Origin of the sequence: Streptomyces sioyaensis, assembly GCF_004122735.1 — a bacterium.
GTDB classification, from domain to species: Bacteria; Actinomycetota; Actinomycetes; order Streptomycetales; family Streptomycetaceae; genus Streptomyces; species Streptomyces sioyaensis.
In genome coordinates this window covers 1-21,959 of record NZ_SDIF01000091.1, presented here as the reverse complement: position 1 = coordinate 21,959, position 21,959 = coordinate 1, and the positions used below count along the sequence as shown (strand labels likewise).

Here is a 21,959-nt window from a genome sequence, read left to right as displayed (position 1 = left end):
CTCCGGATCGTTAGGGTGGTCCGTATGACGACCGTGGCGCGCCGCAGGATGGGCGTCGAGGAGCGGCGTGAGCAGCTGATCGCCGTCGCCCTCGACCTCTTCAGTCACCGTTCGCCCGAGGACGTGTCGATCGACGAGGTCGCCGAGGCCGCCGGGATCTCCCGGCCGCTGGTGTACCACTACTTCCCGGGCAAGCAGCAGTTGTACGAGGCGGCGCTGCGGTGGGCCGCCGAGGAGCTCACGGCGCGCTTCGCGGAGCCGCACGAAGGCCCGCTCGGCGCCCGGCTGTTGCGGGTCATGGAGCGGTTCTTCGACTTCGTCGCGGAGCACGGCCGGGGCTTCTCGGCGCTGATGCGCGGCGGCCCGGCCATCGGTTCGGGCCGTGCGGGCGCGCTGGTCGACGGTGTCCGGCAGGCCGCCTTCACGCAGATCCTCGCCCATCTCGACGTCTCCCGGCCCTTCCCCCGCCTGGAGATGGTGGTCCGCTCCTGGATCTCGCTGGCCGAGACCACCGCACTGCTCTGGCTGGACGGCCGACGGGTGCCGCGCACGGAGCTGGAACGCCAGCTGGTGCACGACTTCGCGGCGCTGGCGGCGGTGAGCGCGGCGTACGACGCGCGGATGGCGCAGGTGGTCCGCCGGATACTCGCCGACGAACCGGAGAACGGCATCTTCGCGGATCTGGTGGGGCGGCTGATGGAGCTGCCGGAGCCGGCCTGAGCGAGCGGCGGGGCTCTTCGCCGGGGCCCTGGGCACCGCTCCCGGACCGGTCCGCCACAATCACGGCATGGAAATCACCTTCCGGCTCGCCGACGACGGCGCCGATCTGCCCGCCCTCGTCGCCCTGTACGACGCCGCGGCCCGCTGGATGCAGGAGAACGGCATCGCGCAGTGGAAGCCCGGCGAGAAGGACGCGGACCACTTCCGCCGGCGGCGGGCGGACGGGGAGGTCTGGCTGGCCCAGGCCGCCGGGCGCCCGGTGGGCGCCTTCGAACTGTGGTGGCAGGACGAACCCGCGTGGGGCCCGCAGCCCCCGGAGGCGGGCTATGTGCACCGGCTGATGGTGGACCGCGACCGGGCACCGGCCGGCACGGGCCGGGCGATGCTGGCCCATGCCGAGCGACGGATAGCCGAGGCGGGCCGGGCCTGGTCCCGGCTGGACTGTGTCTCCTCCAACCCGCGCCTGCGCACGTACTACGAGGACGCCGGCTACACCGTCGTCGGCGAACAGCCCTTCAAGGAGGGGACGGGCGGCAGCAAGTACGCCGTCACCCTCCTCGAAAAGCGGCTGGACCGCTGACGCCGGACGCCTCCGGGCCCAAGGTTCAGTTCCCGAGTCCGACTTCGCTGTGGAGGCCGGCGGCGTCGAGGCCCGGGAAGAGGGTGACCTTCCCGCTGGCCCAACGGACGAGGACGTCGTTGGGGCGGTCGTTGGCGACGAAGGCGCCGGCAGTCACCACGGTCGCGTTGATCCAGAACGACTTGCGCGGCCGTATCTGGATCTCCCCGTGCGTACCGGCCGCATCGACGCCCGGGTAGACGGTGACTTCGCCGTCGGACCAGCGCACGAAGAGGTCGGCGGTCTTCTTGCCGGTGAATTCCCCGGCGCTGATCTGGTCGGCGTGCGACCAGGTCGTGTTCTTCTGCACCAGCGTCTTCTCGGTGCGGACGCCGTTGGTGTCGAGGTCGTTGTAGAAGGTGACGCGGCCGTCGTCCCAGGTGACGATCATGTCGTCGCGCTGGGCGTTGGCGGTGTAGCGGCCGGCGGTGATCTGCTGGGCGTGCGGCCAGAGGGTGTTCTTGGCCTTGGCGAGCTGCTTCTCCCCGTGGAAGCCGTTCTTGTCGACGTGGGTGTACTGCGTCAGCTCACCGTCGCCCCAACGCACGACCAGCCCGTCCGTACCGCCGCCGAAGCTCGCGCCGGTGATCTGCTTGGCGTACTGCCAGATGCTCGTCTTGCCCGGATCCGGCCTCTTGGCCAGCTGGTACTCGGCGGAGAAGGGGTGGCGGGGGTCCTTGTCGTCGGAGCCCTGGTAGAGGGTGACTTCCGCGTCGTTCCAGCGCACGATCATGTCCATGTGCCGGGTACCGCCGGCCGAGCCGCCGGTGAAGTACCCCGAGGCGATGTGGGTGGCCTTCTCCCACGGCGCGCCGGCGAAGACCGGACGGTAGCGGACCTGCTGCACCCAGGCGCCCAGGTCGTCCACCCGGGCATCGACGGCACCTGTGCGAGTCTCGGCCGGGTCGGTGCCCAGGCAACCACCCTGCCAGGAGGCGCTGTTGACGGCGACCAGCTCGACCCGGCCACCGCTCTCCCGCAGCGCCGGTCCGCCGGTGTCGCCCTTGCAGACCGCCGCGTCCTTGCCGGTGATGCCGATCGACGTGTTCTGGACCTCGTCCACGGTGAACGCGGCCGTGTGCAGGGTGTTCGGGACCCACTCGGTCTTGGTGCGGCCGAAGCCCGCGACCGTCAACTGCTCGCCCGTGGCGACCGGGTTGGTGCCGATGGCCACCGGGGTGACGCCGCCGACCGGCTTGGCCAGCCGGGCCATCACCAGGTCGCGGCCCGCGTAGGGGACGAGTTCGGCGATGTCCGTGACACTGCCGCCCGTACCCGACAGGTCCGTGCGGCCGATGGTCGCCGTCGCCTTCCCCTTGGGGGCGCCCTCGTCGATCCTGAAGTCCTTGCCCGGGTCGGCGGCGAAGCACCGCGCGGCGGTCAGGACCCACTGCTTGTCGACGAGCGCGCCGGAGCAGCTGCGCTTGCCGCCGTCGCGCTCGATGTCGAGCTTCACGGTGAACGCGTAGGTGCCGTCCTTGGCAGGTTCTCCCGAGACGGCGTGCGCGGAGCCGGTGAGCAGCGCACTGCTTGCGACCGTGGCGGCCATGGTTAAGGTCATCCAGGCTCGGCGCGGACGTATGCCAGACATGTAACTATCCCTTGAAGTCAGATCGTGAAGTCAGAGCTTGAAGTCAGTTCTCCGGTGGGGCGCTCGGTACGCGTCAGCCGGTGACGCGGAGTTCGACGAGCACGGACGGGTCGCTGTCGGTGCCTTCACCGACGCTCTGATAGCCGTCCTGGGGCCCGGTCTTGGAGACGTTGACGGTCTCGGTCTTGCCCCGGGAGGTGAGATCGGCGCTGATGGGGTGGCTCGCGGTCTCCAGGGCCCACACCTTGTGAACTTCCAGGGTGACGTAGCCGCGGCTGGCGTTGGCCAGGAAGCAGAAGTCGCCTCCGTCCCGCGTCCAGATCTTGATCTGCTGGGGCGAGTTGCCGCAGTCGGCGAGCAGGAGGTGCCCGTCCCCCTTGAGGAGCTTGATCTTCTTGTTCTCAAGAATCTTCGCCGCGTCCGGGTAGTCGAACTCCTCCACCGCGGAGGGCGGTTCGCCACCGGCGGTCACCCCCGTCGGGGCGGCGGAGGCGGAGTGCGGCGAGGGCAGGCCGAGCACGGCGCCGAGCAGGCTGAACAGGCCGGCAGCAAGTAACAGGCTGCGGGTTCGAGAGCTCACCAGCGGTCCTTCCAGGGATGGGTGACAGCTCATCCGCAGTCCCCCGTGGTTGTCATGACAGCGTAAGAAGCGAGAGGGGAAGGTATCACGAAACCACGGTCAAAATCGGACAGGGTTTGTTTGCGAGGAATCTATGCAATGTGATGTGAGTCACTCTATGGGGCATCAGTTGGTGTTTGCGTGCTACGGTCCTCCCCGCTTGCCGGCAGGTCTCACCGGCAAGCAGGGGGCCATGAGGGCAGATTCCCGCCATTCGGCATTCCCGTAAGACGCAGAGCCCTTCCACCCGTGGCCAGTTCCTGCCGCTCGACAGCTTGAAATCCCACAGATTTCACAATGCGCGGCATGGTTATGCTCCTCCCGCTGATATTCGATATCCGGCAACGAGGTTTGCTGACGAACAGGAAGCGTATTTCCTTGAGAAGAAGAATGCGTTCAAGAAGGGGCAGAGGGAGGGTGACCCGCGCGATACGCGCGCTGCACCTGAGCCTGTTATGCGCGTTATTGGCGGGCCTGCTCGCGCCTGCGCCTGCGTGGGCGGACGACGGGGCCACGGACCCGGGTGAGCAGACCAGTGCGCTGATTCCGGCCAGGCGGGCCTGGGTCGTTGAGCAGTGGAAGGCCGGAGGTCCGGGGGTCCGAGCCGCCGCCGAAGTTGCCCTCACGGGCGATCAAGACGACGTTATGCACTTCTTCGCGGTGGTCAACGGTGAAACGTTCCAGGACGATCGGGTGGCCGCCGCCCAGAAGGCGAATGTGGGCGGCCGGTCGCTGCAGGCAGCCGCACGCACCGCACTCGACGGAACCCCGGAGGACCTAGCAGCATTCCTCGAAGACGGCTGGCAGGGTCCGCTTGCGGAAGATCAGCGGGTCCGGGTCGCCCAGATCATCAATGAGGGCGGACCCGGTGTCCGGGAAGCCGGGCGCGCCGCGCTGAACGGTTCGGCGGAGGACGTCCGGAAGTTCCTGGAAGAGGGCCGGTACACCAAGCGGGATGAGGATCAGCGGGTCGAGCTCGCGCAGATTCTGAATTCCGGTGGACCTGAGGTTCGTACCGCCGGTCGGATTGCGCTCAATGGTTCCGCGGACGATATCCGTGAGTTCCTTGAGGTGGGCCAGTATGTGGCGCGTGCCCGTGACGAGGAGCAGACCTCTGTCGCGGAGTTGGCGGAGGAGGCTCGGGAAGCGGGCCGGCGGGCGAAGTCGGAGACCGAGGCGGCCAAGAAGGCGTCGGCGCATGCGGTGACGGCGTCGGAATTGGCCAAGAAAGCCGCCAAGGCGGCGGCGACCGAGGCCGAGGCGGCCAAGGACGACTCCCGGAAGGCGGCCGGCGCGGCGCAGCGGGCGGCTTCGGCGGCTTCGCAGGCGGCATCTGCCGCGCAGGAGGCCATAGGGGCGGCTCGGGCAGCGACGCAGTCGGCCCGGGTGGCGGCGAATTCCGCGGCTCAGGCGGCGTCCGCGGCGGCGGGTGCGTCGCAGGCGGCTTCCCGCGCGCGGGGTGCGGCCGCTGCCGCGGCCATCAACGCCGGTGATGCTTCTGCCGCGCGCAAGGCTGCCGAGGTTGCGCGGGCGGCTGCCCAGGGCGCGGACCGGGCGGCGGATGCCGCCGATGAGGCCCACAAGGCCGCGACGGACGCCGGGGATGCCGCCCAGGACGCCGTTGCCGCCGGCGCCAACGCCCAGGCCGCGGCCAACGCCGCGGAGGAGGCGGGGAATTACGCCGGTCAGTCCGATGCGCATGCCGCACAGGCGCGGCGTGCGGCGGCCGAGGCGCGCCGCCATGCGGATGAGGCCACCCGTGCCGCGAACGCCGCCACCGCCCTGGCCCGCAAGGCCGCCACGGCCGCCGGTCAGGCGCGGGATGCCGCCAGGTCGGCCGCCAAGCATGCCAACGCTGCGGCCAAGGACGCCGATGAGGCTGCCGATCACGCGGGGGAGGCGGCGAGTGCGGCGACGAAGTCCGCCGCGCACGCCAAGGCCGCCCAGGAGGACGCCGACGCCGCGAGTGCGGCGGTCGACAAGGCGAAGGACATCTACGCCCTGGCGCGGGAGTTCGAGGCCGCGGAGATCCTCACCCGTACCAACGAGGGGATCGAGCACGCCAAGGACCTCAAGGCGGACAACGACGAACTACAGGCGGATCGGACCGCGGCGGCCGAGGAACTCAAGAAGTTCCAGACCGAGGCGCAGCGCCTGGCTGCCGAGGCAGGCCAGGACGGTGCCGACGCCAAGGACGTGGTCGTCAAGGGCCGTAAGGTCGCGCTGCTGGCGATGAAGTCCGGCGGTCCGTGGAGCCAGGCGGCTGCCGAGACGGCCCTGGGCGGTGCGGATGACGACGTTGCCGCATACGTACGCACCGGGTGGAAGGAAGCGCTCCAGCAGGACGACCGGGTCGACGTCGGGCGGCTGGCCGGCGAAAGTCCCCTGGAGTCGGTGCGCAACGCCGCCGAGCAGGCCCTCAAGGGGGATGCGGCGCAGATCAGTGCCTTCCTGGCGACCGGGCAGTATCAGGCCGGTGCGGAGGACTTCCGGGTCGAGATCGCGCAGGTCATCAATCGTGGCGGCCCCGGCGTCCGGGAAGCGGGCAGGGCCGCGCTGAACTCCGGATCCACCGACAAATACTGCGAGTTCCTGGCCACCGGGCAGTACACCGCCCGCACCGAGGACGAGCGGGTCCGGGCCGCCCAGCTGATCAACAGCGGTGGGCCGGAGATGAAGGCCGCCGGCCGCATCGCCCTGGAAAGCCCGCCGCAACTGCTGCACACCTTCATCGAGGCCGGTCAGTACACCGCCCAACGCAAGGACCTGCTGGCCGCCACCCACAAGGCGCGCGTCCAGCAGCTGATCGCCGAGGCGGCACGTACCGCGGCCACCGCGCAGCAGAACGCCGCCGAGGCACGTAGGGTCGCCGCTCTGGCCGTGAGGAAGACCGACGAGGCCAAGAAGTACGCCAAGCAGGCCCAGACGTCGGCCGATGCGGCAAAGGCTTCCGCAGCCGAGGCGGCGAAGTCCGCCAAGGAAGCCGAAGCTTCCGCGGCCCGTGCCGCCGAGTCCGCCAAGACCGCCCGCAAGGCCGAGGCCGACGCCAACCACGCGGCGTCCAACGCAGCCACCTCCGCCGCCGATGCCACGGTCTCCGCGCAGCTGGCGCACGTCTCCGCCAACACCGCCTGGGCGGAAGCCCGCCGCGCCCGCGCCTCCGCCACGGCGGCCGGCAAGGACGCCACCGCCGCCCACAAGGCGGCCGAGGAAGCCTTCAACATCGCCCTCGACAAGTTCAAGGCCGAAGCCGAAGCCCAGCGCAAGGCCGAGGCCGAAGCCAAGAAGAAGGCCGCCAAGGACCCGGGAAAGATCGCCCGCGATCAGTACATGTGCGGGGTCATGGGCTGCGACGCCGCCCACAACTTCCCCAGCTGGTGCATCCGCAACGAGGGCTACTGCACCATCCTCGCCGCGGGAGAGAAACTCGAACCCGGCCTTGAGAAGATCTGGAAATTCGAGAAAGACCTCATCGGCATCGGAATGCTCCAGGAGTGCGCACAAACAGGAGACCTCGAAACCTGTTTGCAACTCGCGCAGGATGTCTCCTTCGGCTCCAAACTCAGACTCCTCTCCAGGACGTACCGGGCGTTGCGATTCCTTGAGAAGGGGTGCACCCAGTGCTTCCCGGCCGGCACCAGAGTCCTCATGGGCGACCGCTCCACGCGCAACATCGAGGACATCACGCCAGGTGAGAAGGTCCTTGCGACCGACCCGGAAACGGGCAGAACCGCACCCCGCAAGGTCACCCGCCGGATCGTCACCGAAGACGACAAACACTTCAACGAACTGACGCTCACCACCCCCAACGGCCCGCGCACACTCAACGCCACCTACGAGCACCCCTTCTGGAGCCCCTCGCAACACCGCTGGCTCCAGGCCCAGGCGCTCACTCCGGGCACAACCCTGCTGAGCAACGACGGAACCACCGTCCGCGTCCAGGCGAACCGCCCGTTCGACAAGCACGCACGCACCTACAACCTCACCGTCGACGAGCTCCACACCTACTACGTTCTGGCAGGCAGCACGCCGGTCCTGGTGCACAATTCCCGTTGCGGGCACCTTGAGGGCGAGCGGGATTACGATGTGTATCACCCGGAGACCGGGAACAGGATCACTGATATCGACCACATCGACGATGGGGTGCTGTGGGAAGAAAAGAGCGCACTATACGGCGACGAAACGTGGATTTCAAAGCAGATCGACGGGAAGTTGAAGAAGTATCTGGAGGCGCGCCAGCACATGCCCGGATATGAGGATTCCCCCATCGGATTCCGCTTGACGAATCCTTTGATTGATCCGCGTTTCCGCGCCGCTCTGGAACAGCATGTCGGCAATCTCCGACAAGCCAACCCGGGCGTTGACATCAGACTGGAGTTTGCCCCATGAGCTATTACTTCGAGGCTGCCGGCCATACTCTGTGGGACCCCTCGCTCCGCATGGGGAGGTGGTACCTGTCTTTCGCGGAGAGCGCGGCAGACCTGGTCCAGCGCCCTACTGGCCTGACACCGGCAGATGACGACACATGCGCGGTGGACGTGCCAGTATTCCGACAGTTCGTCGAGGCACTGCTCGAGTGCTATGCCTCAACACGCCACCCAGTTCAGCACGGGCTTATGCGAGGCGTGCTGCTCGCCTCCCTCGTGATGCTGGAGCGCGGCGGGGTGAAGCTGAGCCCAAAATCCGAGAGGGAGGCCTCCCTTCTTGAGGAAGTGGAAATTTTCGCAGGCTCGATGTAGACGAAACAGGATGACTCGCGCCCCGCAAGAACCAACCAACACGGAATCTCGATCGAGTCGCTGATGCCAACCCATTCGCCCGCTGAGGAAGGGCAGCAGCCCACTGCGACCCTCCCCATCTCGTTCGACCGGAAGTTCCGGCCGTGGCGATACAGAGAGAGTGACAGTGAGGGATCGGAACTTCCGCGTCCGGAATCCGGATTGATTCTGAGAGGGTAGTCGAGACGCCGAGAAGCCCCGCCAGACCACGGTCCGGCGGGGCTTCCTGCGCCACCGCTTGGGGCTCCGGCCCCGCTCAGCCGCGCCGGAAGACCGCCACCGTCCGGGCCGGGACGGCGAAGGTGCCCGAGGAGCGTGCGTAGGACGCGGTGGCGGTGGTGCGGTCGGTGCCGTGGGCCTGGACGGGATGCAGGGCGTAGGGCTCGCCCGCGAGGGCCTGGACGGTCTGCTGCGCGCGCTGCGGCGTGGCGTTGAAGACGATGACGAGGTTGTCGAGGCGCATGGTGAGCACGCCCGGGGTCTCGTCCTTCCCGGACAGGGGGAAGGAGAGCGCCTTTTGTACCGCGTCGGTGGTGGGCAGGCCGAAGGCCGGTTCGGTGGCGTGGATACGGAGCAGATCGCGGTAGGCGGCGGCGGTGTGGCGGATGGTGGCGCAGCCGGGGCGCAGCGCGGGGTCGGCCAGCAGGGGCCGGGCGTAGGGCCACTTGTCCTTGTTGTCGGCGGCCGGGGGCAGTCCGCGGCCGAAGCCGTTGCCGTCCTCGCAGTTCCAGTGCAGGGCGTTGAACCAGTCGCCGCTGTCGAAGGAGTTGCGGTCCAGGGACTTGGAGCGCAGCAGGTCGGAGCCCGCTTGGGAGAGCGCCGGGCCCTGGGAGAGGGCGGCGGTGGCCAGCGCGAGCACCTGCATACGGGAGCGGTCGGCGGCGCCGGTGCGCTGCGGGAGCTTGTAGGCGAGCGCGTCGTAGAGGGTCTCGTTGTCGTGGGCGTCGGCGTAGGCGAGCGCGTCACCGGGTGCGGCGGCGTAACCGGCCGGGGCACCGTTGTAGTCGACGCCGGAGCCCGTCACCCGCCGGCCGGTGCTGTCGGTGAAGGTGTAGTCGGCGAGGTTGCCGGTCAGGCCGACCTTGAGGAGGTCCTGGTAGTGGAGCAGCCGGGTGCGCTGTTCGGCCGGACTCCCGTTGGCGGGTGAGGAGTTGGGGTCGGTGTACAGGCCCGAGGCGAAGCCCTGGACGCGGGGGTCGGCGTCGAAGGGGCCGCCGCCGCGTACGGCGTCGCGGGCGCGGTCCGAGAAGGTCGCGATCCCGGTCCCCGCCATGTTCTTCTGGGTGGCCTGGACGAAGCGCGCGTCGTTCGCGGCCTCGCCGAAGTTCCAGCCCTCGCCGTAGAGGATGACCGACCTGCCGTCCACCCCGTCCTTGGCCGGGGTCAGTGCGTCCAGCGCCTTGCGGACGGCCAGGATGTTGGCCTTGGGCTGGTGCCCCATGAGGTCGAAGCGGAAGCCGTCGACCTTGTACTCCTTGGCCCAGGTGACGACGGAGTCGACGACGAGCTTGCCCATCATGGTGTGCTCGGTCGCGGTCCCGGAACAGCAGGTGGAGGTGGCCACGCTGCCGTCGTCCATGAGCCGCTGGTAGTAGCCGGGGACGATGCGGTCCAGTACGGAGTGCGGGTCCTGGCCGCTCGCGGCGGTGTGGTTGTAGACCACGTCCATGACGGTGCGCAGCCCGGCGCCGTTGAGGCCCTGCACCATCCGGCGGAATTCGACGGTACGGGCGGTGCCTTCCGGGTCGGAGGCGTACGACCCCTCCGGGACGGTGTAGTGCAGCGGGTCATAGCCCCAGTTGTAGGCGTCGCGGGCGGCCGTCTTGGTGACGCAGTCCTGCTGACGCTCGGAGTCGGGGGCGTAGGAGGCGAGGTCGCAGCCGGGACGGGCCTGGTCGGCGCGCTTCTCCGGGACGGTTGCGCTGTCGAAAGCCGGCAGCAAGTGCACGTAAGAAGTTCCAGCGGCTGCCAGGGATTTCAGCTGGCGCATGCCGTCGGACCGCTGGTCGGTGAAAGCGAGGTACTGCCCCGGGTGGCGGGAGGTGCGGTCCTCGACGGAGAAGTCGCGGACGTGCAGCTCCTGGATGCGGGCCCGGCGCAGCGGCACCGCAGCCGGTTTGCGCAGGTCCGCCCAGCCCTTGGGGGCGAGAGCGAGGTCGCCGAGGTCGACGACGAGGCTGCGGGACGAATCGGCGGTCAGGGCGGTGGAGTAGGGGTCGGTGACCTTGTTGGTGACGGTCCTGCCGACGGTGGGCGCCCAGACGGTGACGAGGTAGCGGTACGGCCGTCCGGCCCAGTCGCGCTGCCCCTGGACGTGCCAGACGCCGCTGCTGTCGTCCCGTCGCATCGGGACCCGGCGGCCGTCGAGTTCCAGGGCGACGGTACGGGCGGTGGGCGCCCAGACGGAGAGGGTGGGGCGGCCGTGGTCGAAGACCGGTCCCAGCCGGGCGTGTTGGGCCCGGTCGCCGTAGAGGTCGTCCAGGACTCCGGGTATCTGTACGCCGGTGGTCAGGCTCCGGCCGTCCGCCGCGTGCTGGGTGGCGACGATCCGTCCGCGCAGCGCCGTACGGGCCAGGCCGCGGTCGCGGGGGTCGACGGTGAAGGCCGGATAGCCCGTCAGATGGGGGAAGGCGTTGCGCTCGGCCGGGGTCAGGGTGCCGGGCGTGAGCCGGATGCGCCGCCCGGCCGCGCCGGACCGGTTCGGCCCGAACTCCAACTCGGCCCCGGCGCGTTCGGCGCCCTTCCAGACCACGGTGTCGCGGTCGATCCACTGGGCCGACACCTGGCCCGGGCCGGACGGCGCCGCCTGGGCCGGCTGCTGCAGGGAGGAGACGAGCAGGGTCGCCGCGCCGAGGGTCAGGGCGAGGGCGGCGGCCAGGCGCCGGGCGGACCGGTGTGGGGTGAAGGACATGGGTCATGGTTCTAGCCGCGACGATTCGGCGATGCAAGACCTTACGCAAGACATTGCAAGGGTGTTACGTTCCTTCCCGTAACAGCCGGTCCGGCCGGCCGGAGACCCGTCCCAACGGGCCCTACGCGCCCGGCCGCCCGGACCGGCGCCCACTACGGAAGCCCGGACCGGCCCCGCTGGGCCGGCAGGCGAATGCCCCGGAGTCCCCCGCCCCACGCCCCCACGCCCAACTCACCACATCTGCACACACCTTGAGATTCACCCTGCGATTCAAAGCAATTGTGCGGAGTGGGGTGGCGTGGTTGGATTCGTCGCGGCGCGCCATGTACGCGACCAAACTAGGGGGAATCATCGTGAAGATCCGTATCGGCGGAGCATCGGCCGTGCTGGCCGTTCTGCTGGCCGCCGCTTCGACCATGCCGGCCCATGCCGACGACCACAGCAAGCCGGCACACAGCTACCAGGCGGTCGACGCCCAAGGCGCCCAAGCCCCGCACGGCTTCCTGACCAAGGGTGACTACGCCCACTTCTCACACACCGTGCGGAACACGGTCAACGCGCACGGCTGGTGGAAGAAGATCGACGGCCCGGCGACACACGCCAAGATCACCATCTGGCTGCAGGTCAAAACCTCCCACGGGTGGAAGACTCTCGACAAGGGAGTCAAGACCGTTCCGCCCGGCGGCGGAAGCAACAAGCGGGCGGTCGCCAACTGGAAGTGCACCAACCTGATCGCGAAGAACCACTTCCGTACGGTGGTTGACGCAGACATCGTCGGCTATCCGGACAGCCCCGAGAAGCTCGTGACCAAGACGCAGACGCTGTACTGCGGCATCTAGCACCGGCCGCGCTCGGAAACCGGTCGGGTACAGAAAGGCCCTTGGCGTGTACTACGAGACGCTTGTTGCCTTGCACGGAGTACTCGACCGGTATCCGTGGACGTCGCACCTCACCTGCGAGGACACCGGAAGCGAACTGTACGGCCTCGCCATGCGCAGGTCGGAGGCCTACGGCTGGTACTCCACCGGCGGTTGGACCTACAAGTACCAGGGCTGGGGCGAGGCCCGTATCGTCCAGGACCCGGGACGCTGGGCCGACTGCCTGGCCGGTGGGGACTGGACGCAGGACGGGCGGGTCCGGGAGCTGGCATGGATGTCGGCGGACATCCCGAACGACGTCCGGGAGTCGCGGCTCCCGGTCCTTCACGTGGCGCGCATCCTGTCGGACGCGATGAACCGGCTCGGGCGCGTCCGGTTCACCGGGCTGCATGCCGTCCTCCCGCTGCATGAACTCGTCGGTGATGCCTCCGACGACCTGGAGGCGATGCGGAAGTGGTTCGCTCTCGCCGACCCGTCCGCGTCGGTGCCGGTGAGCGTCACCGCCGCTACCGGCCAGGCGGGGTGGGGCAAGGAGACGGCCGTGCGCGACGCCGTCCGAGAGCGACTCGGTGACCTCGCGGAAGTCGACGTCTCCGCTGGCCAGCTCGATCTGTCCGGCATGGCGGACGTGGACGGCGAGCACGGCTACAACAAGGGCCGCGAGCGGGGCGTGATGCGGTTCGCATGCCGGGCGCCGGAGTGGTCGCCGGATGTCGCCGTGTGGCTGGTCGAGGTCGTCGGCGATGCGTTGCGCGCGGTCGCATGCGCGGAGCAGGTGGTGGTCACCGCCTCGCTGGCGTCCCCGCCCGACACCCAACCCTGAGCGCCCGGCCGTCTCGTCTCTTCCCGACGCCAGAGATCCAGTTCGGCGTGGATGGTCTTGCCGACGGGGTGCCGGTCGAGGACGCCCCAGCGGGTCGCGAGCGCGGTCACGAGGACCAGCCCGCGGCCGGCCTCGGAGTCCGTCGGTGGCGGCGCGAAGGCACCGGGGCCCGGCGGACGCTTCTCCGTACGGGTGTCGGCGACCTCGATCCGGAGGGTGCCGGGACGGTCGGAGCCGGGCAGTTCCCTCAGGCGCAGTTCGAAGTCACGGCCGGGTACGCGGCCGTGGATCGCGGCGTTGGCGGCGAGTTCGCCGACGATCAGGCCGACGGAGTCGGATACCTCACCGCCGTAGGGGAACCCCCAGGCGTCGAGTTGCTGCACGGCGAGCCGCCGGGCGAGCCGGGCGCCGCGGCGGGTGGCACTGAAGCGCTGACTGAACACACGTACGGTGACCGCGAGATGGTCCGCCGAAGGGGAGACGTGGACTGGCATGCCCCTACGGTGCCGCCCGTTTCTGCCGCATGACCAGGCCTCTGGCTCGTACGGAGAGTCAGCGTACGGACACGAGGGGTAGACAGTACGCGTAACGCAGAGTAATCATGGGTGAGTTGGGCGGAGGCCGGACGAGCGCATGGAGGTGCGGGACATGACCGGCGGTACGGGCAGCGGTGAACCGGAATCCACTGACAGCCTCAAGACATTCGGGGCCGTGGTCAAGGCTTTCCGGGAACGGGCGGGACTGACGCAGGAGGGCCTGGCCCCGCTGGTGCGGTTCTCGCCGCAGACCGTGGCCTCGATCGAGCAGGGGCGACGACTGCCGCCCCCCGATTTCATCGAGCGGGCGGAGGAGGCGCTGGATGCGTTCGGGGTGTTACGGGCGGCGGCCATCCATCTGGCGCGGAAGCCGGGGATTGCGGCGTGGTTCCGGCAGTGGGCGGCGTTGGAGGAGCAGGCGATCAGTCTCTACACGTACGAATGCCGGTTGATTCCGGGCTTGTTGCAGACAGAGGCGTATGCGCGCGAGCTGTTCGAGCACCGCATCCCGCTACTGACCGACGAGGAAGCCGAGATTCAGGTGACCGCCCGTCTGGATCGGCAGAGGCTGCTGCAAGACAGGCCGAACACGGCGTTCAGCTTCATCGTCGATGAACACGTCTTCCTGCGCCGGACCGGCGGCGTGGGCACCACCCGAGAACTCCTCGACCACGTACTGGAATGCACAGAGCTTCGGAACGTCGAGCTGCAGATCCTGCCGTTGTCGCGGGGAGTTCACGCCGGGATGGACGGACCACTGCGGCTATTGGAGACCCCGACCAACCGGTGGTACGCCTACTGCGAGGGGCAGGAAAGCGGCCTGCTCATCTCTGACTCAAAGACGATCAGCACGCTCCATATGCGCTATGCAAAACTGCGTTCACAGGCCCTCACCCCCGAGGACTCCACGAGCCTGCTAAAGCAGATGCGAGGAGCGCTATGAACACCACCGATCTGGCTTGGTTCAAGAGCAGCTACAGCGGCAGCTCTGGCGACGACTGCATAGAGATATCCCCCTCCCCCACCACCATCCACATCCGTGACTCCAAGGAAAAGGACGGGCCGCAGCTCGCCGTACCGGCCCAGTCCTGGGCGGCGTTCGTTGCGTACGCCGCCCAGGCAGGGGCTGCTCGCTAACCCGGTCACTCCTACTCCTGGTACTTGAAGTAGGTAACAGAGGTGCTGGACTGGGGAGACTGGACGTAGACCCGGGCAGGGATGGCGACCAGTTGCTCCTGGCCCGCGTTGTCATCGAGGATCTTGTGATTGACCTTGCGGGCGATGATCCAGCCGATGTAGTACGCGCCGTCGCGCCGGCCTTGCAGACTCCCCTTCTTGTCGCTCGGGAACTCGACCTCGGTTTGATCCTTCTGTGAGGTCATCACCTTGTTGGTGGTGGTGGAGGAGTAGCTGTAGGTGAAGCTGGCCTCACCGCTGAGCTCTGGCGTCGCTCCCCCCTTGTCTCCCGCGGGAGTGCTGGTGACCTTGGTCGTAAGCTTGCCACCCGCCGACCAGCCTGAGGTGGTGCTGTCCTCCTCCGTGCTCTGTATCTCGACTGAGTACGTCTTCTTCCCCCCGCCCGCGATGCCACTGCCGCCGTCCACCTTGGGGTACTTGGAGCCGGCCTTCTTGTCGAGCTTGCCGACGAAGACGCACGGATTCGCTTTGGCGTCATTCTGCGGCGGCTCTCCGGCGTATTTGGGCATCTTGCCCGCGCAGTAGTCCTCGGCAGGGCCCTCGGTGCCCTTCGCAAAGAGCTTGTCGTCGTTGGTGTCCTTGGTGACAAAGGGATCGGTGAGGGTCGAATCCGCCAGCTGCTTGGCCACCTCCCGCAAAGGCGCGGGGTGGTTCGTCGTGTCCTCCGCGAACTTCCTCGCCGCCGCCTTGGCGTCCACGACCGCCTGCTTAGGGTCGTACTGGGTCTGCACATCATCCCGGTAGACGGGCTTGACCTTGTTGTCCTTGTCCCGGTCGATGCCCTTGGGGTAGCCCATCACGCTCTCGGAGTCCGCGACGGGTGCCCACCCCTTCTGCCCGTCCGTCCCCGCCATCCTCGCGGTGATCTCGTCCTCCGACGAGTAAATCTTTGCGTTGTCGATCGGCTTCTGCTCGTCGGCAGCCGCGGCCGGTGACGCGGTACCCATCAAAGGCGCCGCGACAAGCGTTGCCGCAGCCAGTACCGTGGCATTTCTGACCCTTCGTCTATCCGCCCTGCGCAGGGCGGAGGCTGAATTCGTCATGGCGTGACTCCCTATTTCCCGAACGCTGCTTATGCCCGACTTGCGCCGCCGGTTTCAGTCATTCGAAACACGGCAGCGGCCCGGCGTCGACGCCCCGGCCACAACTCTGCGGTCGAGCCCGCGCACCCCACGGGGAGCCACAAGACCGCCCCGCCCGTACCACGAGACGTGCGGGGGCAGACCACGGTTTTTTAGCAGGTCAGAGCCGCCGTGAGCCGGAGGTCACTTCCCGACCGGCCCCGTCGATCCCCGTACGACGAGTTCCGGCTGGAAGACGAACTCGGAGTGCTGGGGCGAGGCCCGGCGACCCTGGGCGCGCTCGTGGATCTCCTCGATGAGGGCGCCGACCGCGGCGGTCGCCATCGCCTGGACCGGCTGGCGGACGGTGGTCAGCGGCGGATCGGTGAAGGCGATCAGCTGGGAGTCGTCGAAGCCGACGACCGAGACATCGCCGGGGACGTCCAGCCCCCGCTGGCGGGCCGCGCGGACGACGCCCAGCGCCATCAGGTCGCTGCCGCAGACGATGCCGGTGCAGTCCTGGTCGTCGAGCAGCGCGACGGCGGCCGCGTGGCCGCCCTCGACGCTGAACAGGGTGTGCTGGACGCGTCGTTCGGCCTGCCCCCTCGACAGGCCGAACGACTCGCCCAGCGCCGCCGCGAAGCCCTCGGCCTTGCGGCGGGAGGGCACGTAGCGGGCCGGGCCGACGGCGAGCCCGATCCGCTCGTGCCCCAGCTCGGCGAGGTGGCGTACCGCCATCCGGGCCGCCGCGCCGTCGTCGGGTGAGACGAACGGCGCGGCGATGCGGTCGTTGTAGCCGTTGATCAGGACGAACGGGACGCCGCGGGAGGCCAGCCGGGCGTAGCGGGTGGGGTCGGCACGGGTGTCCGCGTGCAGCCCCGACAGGAACACGATGCCGGTGACGCCGCGCTCCTCCAGCTGCTCGACGAGTTCGTCCTCGGTGGCCCCGCCCGGCATCTGCGTGCACAGCACCGGGGTGTAGCCGTGGCCGGCCAGCGACTGCTCGATGATCTGGGCGAAGGCCGGGAAGATCGGGTTGGTGAGTTCCGGGATGACGAGGCCGACCAGGCCCGCGCTGCGGCGCCGTAACCGTACGGGACGCTCGTAGCCGAGCACGTCGAGCGCGGCGAGCACCCGCTGCCGGGTGCTCGCCGCGACGCCCGCCCTGCCGTTCAGGACCCGGCTGACGGTGGCCTCGCTGACCTGCGCCTGGCCGGCGATGTCGGAGAGCCGGGGGGTGGCATGGGTGTCGGGCAGGGTCACTCCTGCCACCAGACGGTGGTGTCGGCAGGCAGCAGCGCGAAGTCCCCGTCAGAGAGCTTCTGTTGACGGGAGGAGAGGAGGATCCGGGCGCCGGGGTCGGCGAGGCGGACCGGGGCCTGGGTCGTGTTGACCGTGCAGACCAGGCCGCCGGGGCGACGGAAGGCCAGGACGCCGTCGGGGGCGTCCAGCCACTCGACCGACTCGCCCGCGCCCAGGGCGGGATGGGTCCGTCGTAGGGACAGGGCGGTGCGGTACAGCTCCAGGGTCGAGTCCGGGTCGCCGGTCTGGGCCTCGACGGTGAGCGTGGCCCAGTCGGCGGGCTGCGGGAGCCAGCTGCCGCCGGTGCCGAAGCCGTACGGGGCCGCGTCGCCGCTCCACGGGAGCGGCACCCGGCAGCCGTCGCGCAGGCCCTCCTGGCCCGCGGCCCGGAAGAAGGAGGGGTCCTGGCGGACCTCGTCGGGCAGGTCGGTGACCTCGGGCAGGCCCAGTTCCTCGCCCTGGTAGAGGTAGGCGGAGCCGGGCAGCGCCAGCATCAGGAGGGTGGCGGCGCGGGCGCGGTCCAGGCCGCCGCCGAGGCGGGTGGTGTGGCGTACGACGTCGTGGTTGGACAGCACCCAGGTCGTGGGGGCGGAGACCGGGCGCATGGCGTCGAGTGAGGTGTCGATCGCCTCGCGGAGGGCGGTCGCGTCCCAGTCGGTGTTCAAGTAATGGAAGTTGAAGGCCTGGTGGAGTTCGTCGGGACGCAGGTAGCGGGCGGTGCGTTCGACGGTGGGGGTCCAGGCCTCGGCGACGGCGATCCGCTCGCCCGCATACTCGTCGAGGACGGTGCGCCAGGAGCGGTAGATCTCGTGCACCCCGTCCTGGTCGAAGAACGGCAGGACCTGGTTGCCGAGCAGCTTGAGCTGTTCGCCGTGGCCCATGTCGGGCAGGCCGGGGGCCTTGACCAGGCCGTGGGCCACGTCCACCCGGAAGCCGTCGACGCCGAGGTCCAGCCAGAAGCGCAGGACGGAGCGGAACTCGTCCCGGACGGCGGGGTGGTCCCAGTTGAAGTCCGGCTGCTCGGGGGCGAAGAGGTGGAGGTACCACTCGCCGTCGGCCACCCGGGTCCAGGCGGGGCCGCCGAAGAGGGACTCCCAGTCGTTGGGCGGCAGCTCGCCGTTCTCGCCGCGTCCCTTGCGGAAGTGGAAGCGCTCGCGGATCGTCGAGCCGGGGCCGTCGGCGCGCGCACGGCGGAACCATACGTGCTGGTCGGAGCAGTGGTTGGGGACGAGGTCGACGATGATGCGCAGGCCGTGGGCGTGCGCGTCACGGATGACGGCCTCGGCGTCGGCCAGGGTGCCGAACATCGGGTCGATGGCGCGGTAGTCGGCGACGTCGTAGCCCGCATCGGCCTGCGGGGAGGCGTAGAAGGGGCTCAGCCAGACGGCGTCCACGCCCAGGTCGCGCAGGTACGGCAGCCGGCCGCGGATGCCCGCCAGGTCCCCCATGCCGTCGCCGTTGCCGTCGGCGAAGCTGCGCGGATAGACCTGGTAGATCACCGCGTCGCGCCACCAGTCGGTGGCCCGCGCGACGTTGTCGGGAGTGGCGTTCTCAGGAGTGACGTTGTGCTGTGGAGTCATGTCAACCCTTTGTGGTGCCGGCGGTCAGTCCGGCGACGAGGTGGCGCTGGGCGAAGGCGAAGACGAGCGCGGCCGGGACGGCGATGATCACGGCGGCGGCGGTCATCGAACCCCAGTCGTTGGTGTACTGGTTGACGAAGGTCTGCAGCCCGCCGGCGAGGGTGAGGTTCTCCTCGCCGGTCATGAAGGCGGAGGCGTAGGCGACCTCGGCCCAGGCGGTGACGAAGGTGTAGAAGCCGGTGACGGCGAGGCCGGGGCGGGCCAGCGGCAGGACGAGCCGCCAGAAGGTGCCGAAGGGGTTGAGGCCGTCGACCCGGCCCGCTTCGTCGATCTCCACCGGGATGGTGTCGAAGAAGCCCTTCATCATCCAGGCGCAGAACGGGACGGCGATGGTGAGGTACGTGATGACCAGGCCGGCGGGCTGGTTGAGCAGGCCGAGGCCGGCCAGCAGGTTGTAGAGCGGCACGATCAGCACCGCGACCGGGAACATCTGGGTGATCAGCAGCAGCCACATCAGCGGGCGCATTCCGGGGAAGCGGAAGCGGCTGACGGCGTAGCCGGTGGTGGCGGCGAGGAAGACCCCGAGGGCGGTGGTCACCCCGACGATGAGCACGGAGTTCTTGAACCAGGTCAGGAACTCGGTGTCGGCCACCACGTGGGTGTAGTTGGCGAGGGTGAAGTGCGTGACGAGGCTGGTGGAGAAGGCGTCGTTGCGGGGTTTGAAGGACGTCACCAGCAGCCACAGGGGCGGGAACACCGCGATCACGGCCGCGACGGCCAGGGTCAGGTGCAGTCCGGCGGAGGCGAGCCGGGAGCGCTCGGCGCGCTTGCGGGGTGTGCCGGTGCGGGCCGGCGGTGTGCGGGTCATGGTCACCACACCTCTCCCTGCTTGCGCAGTGCCCTGCGGTAGACGACCGCGACGGCCGAGAGCAGGACGAGGATCAGGACGCCCCAGGCCGCGGACTCGGAGAAGTTGCGGGGGCTGTCGACGAAGGAGAGCCGGTAGGCGTAGGTCACCAGGATCTCGGTGGCGTCGCCGGGGCCGCCCCGGGTCAGCAGGAAGATCACCGGGAACATGTTGAAGGTCCAGATGGTGGAGAGCAGGATGACGGTGCTGCTGACGGCCCGCAGTCCGGGGACGGTGATGTGGCGGAAGCGCTGCCAGGCGCTCGCGCCGTCCATCTCGGCGGCTTCGTAGAGCTCACCGGGTATGGACTGGAGGCCGCCGAGGAGTGCGACGAGCATGAAGGGCACGCCCAGCCAGACGTTGACGGCGATGACCGAGAGCTTGGCCCAGGTGGGGTCGTTGAGCCACGGGACGGCGTCGATGCCGCCGCCGGCCAGCAGCTTGTTGAGGATGCCGTTCTTCTCGTTGTAGAGCATCCGCCAGGTGAAGACGGAGATGAAGGCGGGGATGGCCCACGGCAGGATCAGCGCCAGGCGGTAGAAGGTGCGGCCGCGCAGCGAGCGGTTGAGCATGTTCGCCAGGGCGAGGCCGGTCAGGAAGGTGATCGAGACGCAGGCGACGGTCCAGGTCACGGTCCAGCCGAGGCGGTCCCAGAAGACGCCGTCGGTGAGCACCGCCTTGTAGTTGTCCAGGCCGGTGAACTGATAGGTGGCGGGAAGGTGGTTGAAGCCGATGTTCCGCTCGACGTTGGCCTCGTTGGCGTCGGTGAGCGAGAGGAAGACGCCGCGCACCAGCGGGTAGCCGATGATCACCCCGATGACGAGCACCACCGGGGCGACCATCGTCCATGCGTACCAGTGGGTGCCCAGCGCCCGGCGCACCCGTACAGCAACGGTCACTTGTAGTCCTTGAGCAGCTTCCGGTAGGCGTCGCCGGTCGCCTTGGCGGCCTGCTCGGGCGTGGCGGAGCCGGTGAGCACCTTGTTCATCTGGACCTTGATCGGCTCGAAGAGGGAGTTGCCCTCGGCGATCCAGGGGCGCTGGACGGCGCCGTCCACGGCGGGCTTGAAGAACCTGACCATCTCGTTGTTCTTGACGGCCGGCACCTCGTAGACGGACTTGCGGGTGGGCAGCAGGCTGAGCTTGTCGGTGGTCTGCTGCTGGACCGCGGCCGAGCTCATGTACTTCACGAAGGCGTAGGAGGCCTGGAGGTTCTTGCTGCCCGCGTAGACGGAGAGGTTCCAGCCGCCCTGCGGGGAGCCCTGGGCCTTGGAGCCGGCGGGTACGGGGGCGACGCCGAGGTTCTCCTTGTCCTTGAAGGCCTTGCCGGCGCGGGCGCCTTCGATGTCCCAGGGGCCGTCGACGGCCATCGCGACGGTGCCGTCCTTGAGGGCCTTGAGCTGGTTCTCCTGGCCGTCGGTGGCATCGGTGACGGCGGCCTTGGAGTCGACCAGGTCCTTGAGGGTCTTGAAGGCCTTGACGCCGGCGCCGTCGTCGATCTGCACGATCTTGTCGCGGGCGTCGACCATGTTGCCGCCCTCGCCGTAGAGGTAGGGCAGGAACCAGTAGGGGTCGTCGCCGCGCAGGTAGAGGGCGGTGGCGCCGGTCTTGGCCTTGATCTTCTTGGCGGCGGTGGCCAGTTCGGCAAAGGTCTTGGGCACCCCGACGCCGGCGTCCTTGAGGAGCTTCTTGTTGTAGAAGAGACCGAGGGTGTCGATGACCTGGGGTGCGGCGTAGGTCTTGCCCTTGAACTTGGTGGAGCCGACGGCCTGCGGGAGGTAGTCGCCGGTCTTGTCGAGGGCGGGGGTGCCGTCCAGCGGGGCGAGGTAGCCGAGGTTGGCGAAGTCGGCGGTCCAGGCGACCTCGGTGCGCATCACGTCGGGGGCACCGGAGTTGCCGCCGGCGGCGTTCTTGAACTTGGCGTTGGCCTCGCCGAACGGGACGTTCACGTACTGAACGTGGACCTTCGGGTGCGCCTTCTGGAAACCTTCGGCAAGCTTGCGGTACGTCGCCTTCTCGGCGTCGTTGGAGGTGTCCCAGAAGGTAACGGTTCCGGACAGTTCGCCCCCGCTGTTGCCGCCGCTGCCGCCGTCACCCCCACCGCACGCCGTCGCCGCCAGTGCCAGGCCCGCTACCAGCGCGGTGGCTGTTACGCCCCGTATGCCACGCCGCATGTGAACTCCTTAGGGAAATGCCTCAGATGGCGGTCAGGAACGTAACAGCGCCGCAAACAAACCGAAAGACCTTGCGGCAAATTTCTGCAAGGCCACTGGAACGAATTGCAGCGAGATGACTCGAACAGGACCCTGCGGGCGCTCCCGACACCGTCACCCCGCGCCCGTCCGAGCGTTGATTGCGTAACGGCATGCACGCCTCTTGACCGACAGGGACGGCAGATGACCCAGGAGCTCACTTCCCCCAGCCCCGCCCCCCGGGCC

17 protein-coding genes and 1 pseudogene are annotated in these 21,959 nt (G+C 68.9%); 8 read left to right on the top strand and 10 right to left on the bottom strand.

The features are described 5' to 3' along the window. Positions 1–24: 24 nt before the first annotated feature. Both EST54_RS25125 and EST54_RS25120 read left to right on the top strand, forming a co-directional pair. Positions 25–720 (top strand): TetR/AcrR family transcriptional regulator, encoded by a 696-nt coding sequence (locus EST54_RS25125; protein WP_129249999.1) that lies wholly within the window; start codon positions 25–27, stop codon positions 718–720. Positions 721–787: 67 nt separating this feature from the next. Beyond that, positions 788–1,300 (top strand): GNAT family N-acetyltransferase, encoded by a 513-nt coding sequence (locus EST54_RS25120; RefSeq protein WP_129249998.1) that lies wholly within the window; start codon positions 788–790, stop codon positions 1,298–1,300. Positions 1,301–1,325: 25 nt separating this feature from the next. On the opposite strand, the gene EST54_RS25115 is transcribed toward EST54_RS25120, so the two are convergent. Both EST54_RS25115 and EST54_RS25110 read right to left on the bottom strand, forming a co-directional pair. Further along, positions 1,326–2,888 (bottom strand): S1 family peptidase, encoded by a 1,563-nt coding sequence (locus tag EST54_RS25115; RefSeq protein ID WP_239013688.1) that lies wholly within the window; start codon positions 2,886–2,888, stop codon positions 1,326–1,328. 115 nt (positions 2,889–3,003) lie between these two features. After that, the gene (locus EST54_RS25110) at positions 3,004–3,510 is read right to left on the bottom strand and encodes a hypothetical protein (RefSeq protein WP_239013687.1); all 507 of its coding nucleotides are present in this window, start codon (positions 3,508–3,510) and stop codon (positions 3,004–3,006) included. 345 nt (positions 3,511–3,855) lie between these two features. Here EST54_RS25110 and EST54_RS25105 point away from each other — a divergent pair, with 345 nt between their 5' ends. Both EST54_RS25105 and EST54_RS25100 read left to right on the top strand, forming a co-directional pair. Beyond that, positions 3,856–7,938 (top strand): polymorphic toxin-type HINT domain-containing protein, encoded by a 4,083-nt coding sequence (locus EST54_RS25105; RefSeq protein ID WP_161989321.1) that lies wholly within the window; start codon positions 3,856–3,858, stop codon positions 7,936–7,938. Beyond that, positions 7,935–8,288 carry a DUF6086 family protein gene (locus EST54_RS25100; RefSeq protein ID WP_129249995.1) on the top strand — a complete coding sequence of 118 codons (354 nt, stop codon included), beginning with the start codon at positions 7,935–7,937 and terminating at the stop codon, positions 8,286–8,288. The genes EST54_RS25105 and EST54_RS25100 overlap by 4 nt, the downstream gene beginning before the upstream one ends. 295 nt (positions 8,289–8,583) lie before the next feature. On the opposite strand, the gene pulA is transcribed toward EST54_RS25100, so the two are convergent. After that, a complete protein-coding gene (pulA, locus tag EST54_RS25095; protein ID WP_129249994.1) occupies positions 8,584–11,238 on the bottom strand; it encodes a pullulanase-type alpha-1,6-glucosidase in 2,655 nt (884 codons plus the stop codon). Positions 11,239–11,591: 353 nt separating this feature from the next. Between pulA and EST54_RS25090 the strand changes: the two genes are divergently transcribed. Both EST54_RS25090 and EST54_RS25085 read left to right on the top strand, forming a co-directional pair. Beyond that, positions 11,592–12,077 carry a hypothetical protein gene (locus EST54_RS25090; protein ID WP_129249993.1) on the top strand — a complete coding sequence of 162 codons (486 nt, stop codon included), beginning with the start codon at positions 11,592–11,594 and terminating at the stop codon, positions 12,075–12,077. 70 nt (positions 12,078–12,147) lie between these two features. Then, positions 12,148–12,939: a hypothetical protein gene (locus EST54_RS25085; RefSeq protein WP_129249992.1), complete on the top strand. Its 792-nt coding sequence runs from the start codon at positions 12,148–12,150 to the stop codon at positions 12,937–12,939. A gap of 32 nt (positions 12,940–12,971) precedes the next feature. Here the strand turns inward: EST54_RS25085 and EST54_RS25080 are convergent. Next, positions 12,972–13,433: pseudogene (locus EST54_RS25080) on the bottom strand (ATP-binding protein); the annotation flags it as partial. Positions 13,434–13,587: 154 nt separating this feature from the next. On the opposite strand from EST54_RS25080, the gene EST54_RS25075 reads away from it, so the two are divergent. Together EST54_RS25075 and EST54_RS25070 are read left to right on the top strand one after the other, a co-directional pair. Beyond that, entirely contained in the window at positions 13,588–14,418 is an 831-nt protein-coding gene (locus tag EST54_RS25075) for a helix-turn-helix domain-containing protein (protein WP_239013781.1), read from the top strand. Beyond that, on the top strand, positions 14,415–14,612 hold the full coding sequence (locus EST54_RS25070) for a DUF397 domain-containing protein (RefSeq protein WP_129249990.1): 198 nt from the start codon (positions 14,415–14,417) through the stop codon (positions 14,610–14,612). Before EST54_RS25075 ends, EST54_RS25070 begins: the two co-directional genes overlap by 4 nt. Positions 14,613–14,623: 11 nt before the next feature. On the opposite strand, the gene EST54_RS25065 is transcribed toward EST54_RS25070, so the two are convergent. The 6 genes from EST54_RS25065 to EST54_RS25040 all read right to left on the bottom strand — a co-directional run bounded on the left by EST54_RS25065 (position 14,624) and on the right by EST54_RS25040 (position 21,695). Then, complete coding sequence (locus EST54_RS25065) at positions 14,624–15,619, bottom strand: hypothetical protein (protein ID WP_129249989.1); 996 nt, start codon at positions 15,617–15,619, stop codon at positions 14,624–14,626. 318 nt (positions 15,620–15,937) lie between these two features. Continuing rightward, entirely contained in the window at positions 15,938–17,008 is a 1,071-nt protein-coding gene (locus tag EST54_RS25060) for a LacI family DNA-binding transcriptional regulator (protein ID WP_129249988.1), read from the bottom strand. Then, positions 16,993–18,615, bottom strand: a complete 1,623-nt coding sequence (locus EST54_RS25055) for a glycoside hydrolase family 13 protein (RefSeq protein WP_129249987.1) — start codon at positions 18,613–18,615, stop codon at positions 16,993–16,995. Before EST54_RS25055 ends, EST54_RS25060 begins: the two co-directional genes overlap by 16 nt. Before the next feature lies 1 nt (position 18,616). After that, positions 18,617–19,483, bottom strand: coding sequence for a sugar ABC transporter permease (locus EST54_RS25050; protein WP_129249986.1), 867 nt, complete (start codon positions 19,481–19,483; stop codon positions 18,617–18,619). 2 nt (positions 19,484–19,485) lie between these two features. Then, the gene (locus tag EST54_RS25045) at positions 19,486–20,364 is read right to left on the bottom strand and encodes a carbohydrate ABC transporter permease (RefSeq protein WP_239013824.1); all 879 of its coding nucleotides are present in this window, start codon (positions 20,362–20,364) and stop codon (positions 19,486–19,488) included. Positions 20,365–20,417: 53 nt separating this feature from the next. Then, positions 20,418–21,695 carry an extracellular solute-binding protein gene (locus EST54_RS25040; protein WP_129249984.1) on the bottom strand — a complete coding sequence of 426 codons (1,278 nt, stop codon included), beginning with the start codon at positions 21,693–21,695 and terminating at the stop codon, positions 20,418–20,420. Positions 21,696–21,959: the final 264 nt, after the last annotated feature.